We start from the raw sequence: 9191 nt of genomic DNA on the forward strand, positions 1-9191 counted from the left end.
GAGCTGATGTTCCAGTACGAACATGTGCCGCTGGGCCAGCTGAATATCAGCCAGCTGATCAACGACATCATGGCGCTGATTCGCGATCACGGCATTGTCTTGCCACCCGACCTAGCAATGCTGTTCAAGGCGCTGGTCACGCTGGAAGGGCTGGGGCGGCAGCTAGACCCCGAGTTTTATCTGGTCGACCAGCTCACCCCTTTTGTGCGCGACCTCATCAAGGCGCGCTATCACCCCAAAGCCATCGCCCGCAAAGGCAAGCAAAGCCTGCTGGACGGCATTACCATGCTGTCAGGCCTGCCGCACGATATGGTGCGCATGGCGCGCGATATACGTCAGGGCAAGTTCCGCATTAATCTGGATCTGGCAAGGCTGGACAGTTTCGGCCGCCAGATAGACAAAAGCGCCAACCGCCTGACCATGGGCATTGTCACCGGCTGCCTGATCATAGGCTCCAGCATCGTCATGACGGTCAATGCCGGCCCCATGCTGTTCGGCCTGCCACTATTCGGCTTTCTGGGCTTTATGGTGGCCATGCTCAACAGCCTGTGGCTCATTTTTTCCATCTGGCGCGCCGGCAAGGAGTACTGATGAAAGCCGTACTGCATGCATTCTTGCTGCTGCTCACCCTGCCTGCCCATGCCTTGCAGGTGCTGACGCTTGACTGGGCTAATGCAGGCGAAGTCGCAGCGGCACTACGCCCGACGCTGCAGCCGGGCGAATCGCTATCGGCCTTTGAAGGCAAGCTGATCATCAATGCCAGTGTGCAGCGCGAGCAGGTACTGGCACAGGCGGCGCGCGAACTGGACACCCAGCCTGCCATGCTGGACATTGAAGTGGCGCAGGACAAATCGGCGCAAAGCAGCCGCAGCGAGATCAATCTGGGCAACGGCACTTCCAGCAATAATGGCTGGTCGGTCAATAGCGGCAGCCGCCAAAACAGCATACTGCAAAGCTTAAGCCTGCTCTCGGGCAAAAGCGGCAGCATCAGTCTGGGGGTCGAGCGGCCGCTACCGTGGCGGTTTAACGGACAGGGCAGCCAGAGCGCCATCAGCGGCTTTCAGGTCACACCAAGGCTGAACGGGCAGCAGGTGCTGCTGGATATTTCGGTCAGCGATGAGACATTAGGCAATGGAATGAGCGTACGCAAACAATCACTGATCACCACCTTGAGCACGCCTTTAGGTCGCTGGGTGAGCTTAGGCAGCGTCCGACAGGACGGGCGCGGCGGACAGCTATTCGTATTCGGCGCACAAGGCGGCAACAGGCAAAGCCTGAGCACGGTGCGGCTACGCGTCACCCGCGCGCCTTAACGCTCGGCGATAAACGCCACCGCCTCGGACAGGCGCTCGATGCCGATGATTTCCAAGCCCGCGATGGGCTGGCGCGGACGATTGGCCGAAGGCACCAGGGCGCGGGTAAAGCCCAGCTTGGCTGCTTCTTTCAGCCGCTCCTGCCCGCGCGACACCGGCCTCACTTCACCTGCCAGCCCCAGTTCGCCGAACACCACCAGCTTTTCCGGCAAGGGCTTATTCCTCAGCGACGACACCATGGCCAGCACCAGCGCCAGATCGGCGGCCGGCTCGATAATCTTCACCCCGCCCACCGCATTAAGAAATACATCCTGATCGGCACAGCTCACGCCTGCATGGCGGTGCATCACGGCCAGCAACAACGCCAGCCGGTTCTGATCCAGCCCCAGCGCCAGCCGCTTGGGCTGGAAACCGTGGGCATTGTCCACCAGCGCCTGCACCTCGACCAGCAAGGGGCGTGTGCCATCCTGACTGACCAGCACACAAGAACCGGGCACATCATCGCGATAAGACGACAGAAAAATGGCCGACGGATTGGACACGCCCTTGATGCCGCGCTCGGTCATGGCGAACACACCCAACTCGTTGGCAGCACCGAAACGGTTCTTGATCGCCCGTATCATGCGGTAGTTGGAGTGGCTGTCGCCCTCGAAATACAGCACGGTATCGACAATATGCTCGAGCACACGCGGGCCGGCGATCGCGCCTTCCTTGGTCACATGGCCGACCAGTACGATGGTAATGCCGGACTGTTTGGCGATACGGGTCAGCTGCGCCGCACATTCGCGCACCTGCGACACCGAGCCTGGCGCCGAACTGACCTGATCCGAATACAGCGTCTGGATGGAGTCGATCACTGCCACCGCCGGCTGCTCATCCTTAAGCGCGGCAATCACGGCTTCCAGACGGATCTCGGCCAACAGGCGCACATGGCTGGCATCCAGCTGCAGGCGCGAGGCACGCAGCGCAATCTGCTGCGGCGACTCCTCGCCCGATACATACAAGACCTTGCGGTTGGCCCCCATGGTCGCCAGCGCCTGCAATAGCAAGGTCGATTTGCCTATGCCCGGGTCGCCGCCCAGCAAAATCACGCCACCTTGCACCAAGCCCCCGCCCAGCACACGGTCGAGTTCCTCCATGCCGCAGCTCTCGCGCGGCACTTCTTCGGCTTGCACCGAAGACAGGCTCTGCACGCGGCTGGTCTGGCTAGTCCAGGTCTCAAAGCGCGGTGCGGCAGCAGGCGCTTCCACCGCCTCGACCAGGGTATTCCAGGCATTGCAATGCGGGCACTTGCCCTGCCACTTGGGCGAAGTGCCACCACACTCGGTGCAGCTATAGATGGTTTTGGCTTTGGCCATGATGATTCCGCAAGAACAGCAATAGCCAGCCTGTCCCCCATCAGGGGGCGTGCAGGCCGGGCATTATTTGAATGAAGTCAGGCTAGGCCAACAAAGAAAGACTTAGCCGGGCGCCGCACTGGCGGCAGGCTGGGACTGGCGGATGATATCCAATAAACGCATCTGATCGGATTCCGTGCCGCCGCCCTCCTTGGCGACACCGCCCTTGCGCTCGCGCATGGCAGACAGCACCGCCTGCACCTGCGGATCGCTTTGCACCTGTTTGTCTGCCTCTTCGCTACTGAGCTGCGTCGGCCCCAGTTGCACAACAGCTGGCGCCGCCTTGCCATGCAGCGGGGCCGCCTTGGCCGGCAAGCCGGTCGCAGGCTTGACTGCCACAGGAGGCGGCGCCATGGTGTCCAGTTTGTTTTTCACCATGTACTCGTTCATTTCACGCCAGCCGGCGTAAATTTGCGCCTTGTCCGCATCCTCGTTGCGCAAAAAACACTCTTCCAGCGAGCGTCCGGTCTGACGACAGGCGGCACCGATGGCCTTATTGGCATCATGAGTAAGACCGGTCAGATTGCCTATCCAGTTACAGCCGGAGAGCAGCGCGCATAGCGGCAGCCAGAACAATGCTTTCATGCGCAACTCCTTCAGGCAGTTTGGGTACGCAGGTCCAGATGGATGATTTCGCCGCTGCGCCCGCGACTGGCTGCGCTTAGCCAGTAAAGGAAATGCGGCATCAGATCGGCCAGTTCGCCGCGCTCACAGCGCGCCTCGCCCGGATGGGTACGCAGGCGCTGCGGCGAGTTGACCGAGCCCGGGGTCAGCAGATTGACACGCAGATTGGGGAACGCATCCCATTCGCTGGCCGCCACCTGCGTCAGATAGCCCAGACCGGCATGCGATGCCCCGAACGCGCCCCAGAATGCCTTGGCCTGCTGGCCGTGCTCTTCGCCGACAAACAGCACCGAAGCATCAGGCGAGGCCTTCAAGAGAGGCAGGCACGCACGGGTCAGGGCAAAAGGCGCCACCGTATTGATACGGTACTGGTTCATCCATTCGTCTATGGTCTGGTTGGCCAAAGGCGACAGGGCATACATATGCGACGCGCAGTGTACGATGCCGTCCAGCCGGCCCAGCGACTGACCCAACTGGAAGGCCAGATTATTGAATTCTTCGTCGCTGGCCTTGAGCAGATCCAGCACGATGGCGACCGGCTCGGGCAAACCCTCGGCCACGATGGCATCGTACAATGCTTCCAAACGCTTGGTATTGCGTGCCAACAGCACCACGGTGGCGCCGTGGCGTGCGTAATGCCAGGCTGCCTGCTCGCCTATGCCTTGGGTCGCGCCGGTTACCAGAATGACGCGCCCGTTCAGGCAGTCTGCTGCAAAGTCTTGTGTAGTCATGAGATCAATTCCAGTCGTGCATCACGGCAGATGCCGCAGCCGCGCCGCTTCTGACGGCGCCTTCCAAAGTCGCCGGGTAATCCTGGTTCACCCAGTCCCCGGCAAGATAGCCATAGTTTACCTGCATGCGCGGCCCCGGTCGCGCCAGCGCCACGCTGGAGGCAAAAGTCGCGCGTTTCTCGCGCACCACCTGCACTGACAGGGGCGCAGCCTCCGCCCCGCAAATACCGGCCAGATCCGCCAGCACCTCGGCAATCAGCGCGTCTTCGCTGCCTGCGCCGTCATCGCAGCTGATCACCGCCGCAATCTGCCCTTTTTCGCCGCACAACTGTTCACGGTCAAAAAACCAGTGCACCCGCGCATGGGCAAGGCCGGTCATGCTGCGCGGCAAGGCCGGCAAGCTGGCAAAGCCAAGGTATACAGTTGTTATCGGCCGGGCTTGAAAAGCCTGAAGTGCGACACCCGCCATTTCGCTGGACAATAAATGCGCCGCCTGCCACGGCGGCAGCGCCACAATCACCCGGTCAAAGCGCTCGCCATCGACATCCACCCCGTCGTCGTCAAACGCCAGCGATCGCACCCGCTGCCCGGCGCGGCAGTCTGCGCCTTGCTCTTGCAGCCAACACCAGGCGGGCTCGGGCAAAAGTTGCGACAAGTCCACCCGCGGCAGCATCAGATCACTGTCGGCACGCGACCCGCCCACGCTGTCCCCCAAAACCCGGGCCAGCGTCTGCATGGAAGCGAGCTCCAGCGGGGTATTGAGTGCCGACAGCACCATGGGGCGCCAGAAGCCCTGCACCAGCGCGGCGCTTTGCCGCTGTGCCGCCAGCCAGTCGCTGACACTGCCATCGTGCGCCACACGCCAGTTACGCAGGCGCAGGCCAGACAGTGCGCGCAATAAAGATAATTTTTCCTGCCAGCGCAAACCGTGGGCGCCCAGCAAGCCAGCCAAAAGGTGTAGCGGTGCAAACAGGCGCGGACAGGCAAACGACAGACCATCGGCCATGAACCAGGTCAGCGGCTGGCGCAAAAGCAAGGCCTCCGGGTCAAGACCCACGCGCCGCATCAGGGCAAAGGTGTCGCGATAGGCGCCAATCAGAATGTGCTGGCCGTTGTCCAGCGTACTGGCTGGCCTTTGCAAGCGCCGTGCCCGTCCGCCAGGTACGCGCCCGGCTTCGATCAGGGTAAGGTGGGCCTGATCCGCCAGCGCGACGGCAGCCGACAGGCCGGCCCAGCCGGCACCGATCACCGCCACCCGTGGCTTGCGCTTCATGCGCGGTAGCCAAAGGCCCAGGTACGCCAGGCCAGCCATAGCTTGCGCCCCGGCGGCAGCGACAGGCGCTGGTTCAGCACTTTACCCGGCCCATCCAGCGACAGTTCGTGCAAGGTTGCGCGGTAAATTGCCGCCATAATCAGCCCCGGGCGCTGCGCCTTGCGGTCGGCCTTGGGCAGCAAAGCCCAGGCACGCTGGTAATAATCGTCGGCCCGCGCAATCTGGAAGGCCATCAGCTCGGTAAACGCGGCGCTTTCGCGGTAGGCCATAATATCGGCCGCCGGTACATTAAAGCGCTGCAGATCTTCCACCGGCAGGTACAAGCGGCCACGGCGCGCGTCTTCGCCCACATCGCGGGCGATATTGGTCAGCTGAAAAGCAATGCCCAGCTCGTGCGCGTACTTGAGCGTGGCGCGGTCGGTATAGCCGAAGATCTGTGCCGATAGCTGGCCGACCACCCCTGCTACGCGGTGGCAGTACAGCAAGAGATCGGCAAAACGGTTGTAACGCGCCACATCCAGATCCATCTGCATGCCGTCGATGATTTCATCGAACAGGCCGCGCGCCAGATCAAAAGCATCCACATGCGGCAGCAGCGCCTGCGTCACCGGATGTTGCGGCACGCCATCAAACAGGCGGGCGATTTCCTCGCGCCACCAGCCAAGCTTGGCACGCGCAACACCCTCGTCGTGGATTTCGTCCACCACATCATCCACCTCGCGGCAAAAGGCATACAACGCGGTGATGGCACGGCGGCGCTCGGCCGGCAAAAAGCGGAAGGCCGAGTAAAAGCTGGAGCCGCTGGCTCTGGCCTTATCGGCGCAATACTGGTCTGGCGTCAAACGCGCCTCCTTGCAACGGGTCGCGCCCTAAACCCCGGCGCACCACCCTAAAATTTGGGAACTCAGGACGCCTTAAGCGCGCGCCAGAACATATACAGCCAATCCTTGCGCGTCAGCACCGGACGCGCCTTGAATACATCGCCGCCAGAGGCATGCAGCTTTTGCAAAATGCGCTCGCCGCCGAGTATGGTCATGCGGATTTCAAAACCGAACCGCCCCTTCAGCCGCCGGCCCAATGGCGCGCCAGCCGCGAGCATGGCGCGTGCGCGCCCGATTTCCTTCAGCATCAAAGGCGTCCACAAGCCGGACGTATCGCCCGCTGCAATCTGCGCTTCGCTGACACGGAATTTGGCCATATCGCTTTGCGGCAGATAGACCCGCCCCTTGTCCCAGTCAATGGCGACATCCTGCAGGAAATTGATCAGTTGCAAGGCCGTGCAAATGCCATCAGACATGGCGATGCTTTTGCTATCGTGCTCGCCATACAAGGCCAGCATCAGGCGGCCGACCGGATTGGCCGAACGGCGGCAATAATCGACAATTTCGGCAAAATCCTGATAACGCGTTTTGGTCACATCCTGGCTAAAAGCCGACAGCAAATCATAAAACGGTGCCAGCGGCAGCTGATGCGCGGCAATCGCCTGCGCCAGATTCTGCATCATCGGGTCTTGCGGCAACTGGCCGCGACCGATTTCGTCCAGCGCAGATGACAGCGCGGCAAGCCCCGCCAGCCTTGCCTCGGCACCGGCATCGCCCTCATCGGCAATATCATCGGCAGTACGGGCAAAATGGTAGATGGCATGCACGCCACGGCGCATGCGTCGTGGCAACAATACAGAACCTACCGGAAAATTTTCGTAATGCCCGACCGACATGGCTAGACCGCCGTCACAAGATGTAAAACGGCGATTATAAGGCCAGAGCAGAACAAACGGCGACCCGGCATCGCCGCCATTCATACCGGACGCCGCACTGCACCTCACGATAAATCGGAAAATCCGCCTTTTTAACAAAAACAATAAAAAAACACCTTGACGGTAAAAAAAGCCGTCTGTATAGTTCCGTTCTCGTTGCAGCACACACTGCAACGCAGCAGTAAATCGTGGGGGTATAGCTCAGTTGGTAGAGCGCTTGCATGGCATGCAAGAGGTCAGCGGTTCGATCCCGCTTACCTCCACCAGAAGACTCAGGCCTGAAGCCGCAACATCGCTTCGACCGACCATTAAGGTCCCCATCGTCTAGTGGCCTAGGACACCGCCCTTTCACGGCGATAACGGGGGTTCGACTCCCCCTGGGGACGCCAGCAGTTTTGGGGGTATAGCTCAGTTGGTAGAGCGCTTGCATGGCATGCAAGAGGTCAGCGGTTCGATCCCGCTTACCTCCACCAGAAGACTCAGGCCTGAAGCCGCAACATCGCTTCGACCGACCATTAAGGTCCCCATCGTCTAGTGGCCTAGGACACCGCCCTTTCACGGCGATAACGGGGGTTCGACTCCCCCTGGGGACGCCAGCAGTTTTGGGGGTATAGCTCAGTTGGTAGAGCGCTTGCATGGCATGCAAGAGGTCAGCGGTTCGATCCCGCTTACCTCCACCAGAAGACTCAGGCCTGAAGCCGCAACATCGCTTCGACCGACCATTAAGGTCCCCATCGTCTAGTGGCCTAGGACACCGCCCTTTCACGGCGATAACGGGGGTTCGACTCCCCCTGGGGACGCCAGCAGTTTTGGGGGTATAGCTCAGTTGGTAGAGCGCTTGCATGGCATGCAAGAGGTCAGCGGTTCGATCCCGCTTACCTCCACCAGAAGACTCAGGCCTGAAGCCGCAACATCGCTTCGACCGACCATTAAGGTCCCCATCGTCTAGTGGCCTAGGACACCGCCCTTTCACGGCGATAACGGGGGTTCGACTCCCCCTGGGGACGCCAGCAGTTTTGGGGGTATAGCTCAGTTGGTAGAGCGCTTGCATGGCATGCAAGAGGTCAGCGGTTCGATCCCGCTTACCTCCACCAGAAGACTCAGGCCTGAAGCCGCAACATCGCTTCGACCGACCATTAAGGTCCCCATCGTCTAGTGGCCTAGGACACCGCCCTTTCACGGCGATAACGGGGGTTCGACTCCCCCTGGGGACGCCAGCAGTTTTGGGGGTATAGCTCAGTTGGTAGAGCGCTTGCATGGCATGCAAGAGGTCAGCGGTTCGATCCCGCTTACCTCCACCAGAAGACTCAGGCCTGAAGCCGCAACATCGCTTCGACCGACCATTAAGGTCCCCATCGTCTAGTGGCCTAGGACACCGCCCTTTCACGGCGATAACGGGGGTTCGACTCCCCCTGGGGACGCCAGCAGTTTTGGGGGTATAGCTCAGTTGGTAGAGCGCTTGCATGGCATGCAAGAGGTCAGCGGTTCGATCCCGCTTACCTCCACCAGAAGACTCAGGCCTGAAGCCGCAACATCGCTTCGACCGACCATTAAGGTCCCCATCGTCTAGTGGCCTAGGACACCGCCCTTTCACGGCGATAACGGGGGTTCGACTCCCCCTGGGGACGCCAGCAGTTTTGGGGGTATAGCTCAGTTGGTAGAGCGCTTGCATGGCATGCAAGAGGTCAGCGGTTCGATCCCGCTTACCTCCACCAGAAGACTCAGGCCTGAAGCCGCAACATCGCTTCGACCGACCATTAAGGTCCCCATCGTCTAGTGGCCTAGGACACCGCCCTTTCACGGCGATAACGGGGGTTCGACTCCCCCTGGGGACGCCAGCAGTTTTGGGGGTATAGCTCAGTTGGTAGAGCGCTTGCATGGCATGCAAGAGGTCAGCGGTTCGATCCCGCTTACCTCCACCAGAAGACTCAGGCCTGAAGCCGCAACATCGCTTCGACCGACCATTAAGGTCCCCATCGTCTAGTGGCCTAGGACACCGCCCTTTCACGGCGATAACGGGGGTTCGACTCCCCCTGGGGACGCCAGCAGTTTTGGGGGTATAGCTCAGTTGGTAGAGCGCTTGCATGGCATGCAAGA

General features: G+C 60.9%; 7 protein-coding genes, 18 tRNA genes and 1 pseudogene. 20 read left to right on the forward strand and 6 right to left on the reverse strand.

What is annotated here, in order from left to right; all coding sequences use genetic code 11:
• Both EGI20_RS14610 and EGI20_RS14615 read left to right on the forward strand, forming a co-directional pair.
• Positions 1-591 (forward strand): annotated as a pseudogene (locus EGI20_RS14610) (ubiquinone biosynthesis protein UbiB); the annotation flags it as partial.
• Positions 591-1313 (forward strand): hypothetical protein, encoded by a 723-nt coding sequence (locus tag EGI20_RS14615; protein ID WP_498632367.1) that lies wholly within the window; start codon positions 591-593, stop codon positions 1311-1313. The pseudogene EGI20_RS14610 and the gene EGI20_RS14615, both read left to right, overlap by 1 nt.
• On the opposite strand, the gene radA is transcribed toward EGI20_RS14615, so the two are convergent.
• The 6 genes from radA to hpnC form a co-directional block, all read right to left on the reverse strand.
• Positions 1310-2671 carry a DNA repair protein RadA gene (gene radA, locus EGI20_RS14620; RefSeq protein ID WP_160795126.1) on the reverse strand — a complete coding sequence of 454 codons (1362 nt, stop codon included), beginning with the start codon at positions 2669-2671 and terminating at the stop codon, positions 1310-1312. The genes EGI20_RS14615 and radA overlap by 4 nt on opposite strands.
• Positions 2672-2773: 102 nt before the next feature.
• Positions 2774-3295, reverse strand: a complete 522-nt coding sequence (locus tag EGI20_RS14625; protein ID WP_498632369.1) for a hypothetical protein — start codon at positions 3293-3295, stop codon at positions 2774-2776.
• An 11-nt stretch (positions 3296-3306) separates the two neighbouring features.
• A complete protein-coding gene (locus EGI20_RS14630; protein ID WP_498632371.1) occupies positions 3307-4065 on the reverse strand; it encodes an SDR family oxidoreductase in 759 nt (252 codons plus the stop codon).
• A gap of 4 nt (positions 4066-4069) precedes the next feature.
• A complete protein-coding gene (hpnE, locus tag EGI20_RS14635; RefSeq protein WP_498632372.1) occupies positions 4070-5338 on the reverse strand; it encodes a hydroxysqualene dehydroxylase HpnE in 1269 nt (422 codons plus the stop codon).
• A complete protein-coding gene (gene hpnD / locus EGI20_RS14640) occupies positions 5335-6180 on the reverse strand; it encodes a presqualene diphosphate synthase HpnD (RefSeq protein ID WP_160795118.1) in 846 nt (281 codons plus the stop codon). Before hpnD ends, hpnE begins: the two co-directional genes overlap by 4 nt.
• 62 nt (positions 6181-6242) lie before the next feature.
• Positions 6243-7055 (reverse strand): squalene synthase HpnC, encoded by an 813-nt coding sequence (gene hpnC / locus EGI20_RS14645; protein ID WP_160795116.1) that lies wholly within the window; start codon positions 7053-7055, stop codon positions 6243-6245.
• A gap of 229 nt (positions 7056-7284) precedes the next feature.
• On the opposite strand from hpnC, the gene EGI20_RS14650 reads away from it, so the two are divergent.
• The 18 genes from EGI20_RS14650 to EGI20_RS14735 all read left to right on the forward strand — a co-directional run bounded on the left by EGI20_RS14650 (position 7285) and on the right by EGI20_RS14735 (position 9139).
• Positions 7285-7360 (forward strand) — tRNA-Ala (locus EGI20_RS14650).
• A gap of 47 nt (positions 7361-7407) precedes the next feature.
• A tRNA-Glu gene (locus EGI20_RS14655) sits at positions 7408-7483 on the forward strand.
• Between the two features lie 8 nt (positions 7484-7491).
• Positions 7492-7567: transfer RNA gene (locus tag EGI20_RS14660), tRNA-Ala, on the forward strand.
• A 47-nt stretch (positions 7568-7614) separates the two neighbouring features.
• Positions 7615-7690 (forward strand) — tRNA-Glu (locus tag EGI20_RS14665).
• An 8-nt stretch (positions 7691-7698) separates the two neighbouring features.
• Positions 7699-7774 (forward strand) — tRNA-Ala (locus EGI20_RS14670).
• 47 nt (positions 7775-7821) lie between these two features.
• Positions 7822-7897, forward strand: a tRNA-Glu gene (locus tag EGI20_RS14675).
• 8 nt (positions 7898-7905) lie between these two features.
• Positions 7906-7981: transfer RNA gene (locus EGI20_RS14680), tRNA-Ala, on the forward strand.
• Positions 7982-8028: 47 nt separating this feature from the next.
• Positions 8029-8104, forward strand: a tRNA-Glu gene (locus EGI20_RS14685).
• 8 nt (positions 8105-8112) lie between these two features.
• Positions 8113-8188, forward strand: a tRNA-Ala gene (locus EGI20_RS14690).
• A 47-nt stretch (positions 8189-8235) separates the two neighbouring features.
• Positions 8236-8311: transfer RNA gene (locus tag EGI20_RS14695), tRNA-Glu, on the forward strand.
• A gap of 8 nt (positions 8312-8319) precedes the next feature.
• A tRNA-Ala gene (locus EGI20_RS14700) sits at positions 8320-8395 on the forward strand.
• Between the two features lie 47 nt (positions 8396-8442).
• Positions 8443-8518: transfer RNA gene (locus EGI20_RS14705), tRNA-Glu, on the forward strand.
• Positions 8519-8526: 8 nt separating this feature from the next.
• Positions 8527-8602, forward strand: a tRNA-Ala gene (locus EGI20_RS14710).
• 47 nt (positions 8603-8649) lie between these two features.
• Positions 8650-8725, forward strand: a tRNA-Glu gene (locus EGI20_RS14715).
• A gap of 8 nt (positions 8726-8733) precedes the next feature.
• Positions 8734-8809: transfer RNA gene (locus tag EGI20_RS14720), tRNA-Ala, on the forward strand.
• A gap of 47 nt (positions 8810-8856) precedes the next feature.
• Positions 8857-8932 (forward strand) — tRNA-Glu (locus tag EGI20_RS14725).
• An 8-nt stretch (positions 8933-8940) separates the two neighbouring features.
• Positions 8941-9016: transfer RNA gene (locus tag EGI20_RS14730), tRNA-Ala, on the forward strand.
• Positions 9017-9063: 47 nt separating this feature from the next.
• Positions 9064-9139 (forward strand) — tRNA-Glu (locus EGI20_RS14735).
• Positions 9140-9191 lie beyond the last annotated feature (52 nt).

The sequence above is a fragment of the Aquitalea sp. S1-19 genome (assembly GCF_024343515.1).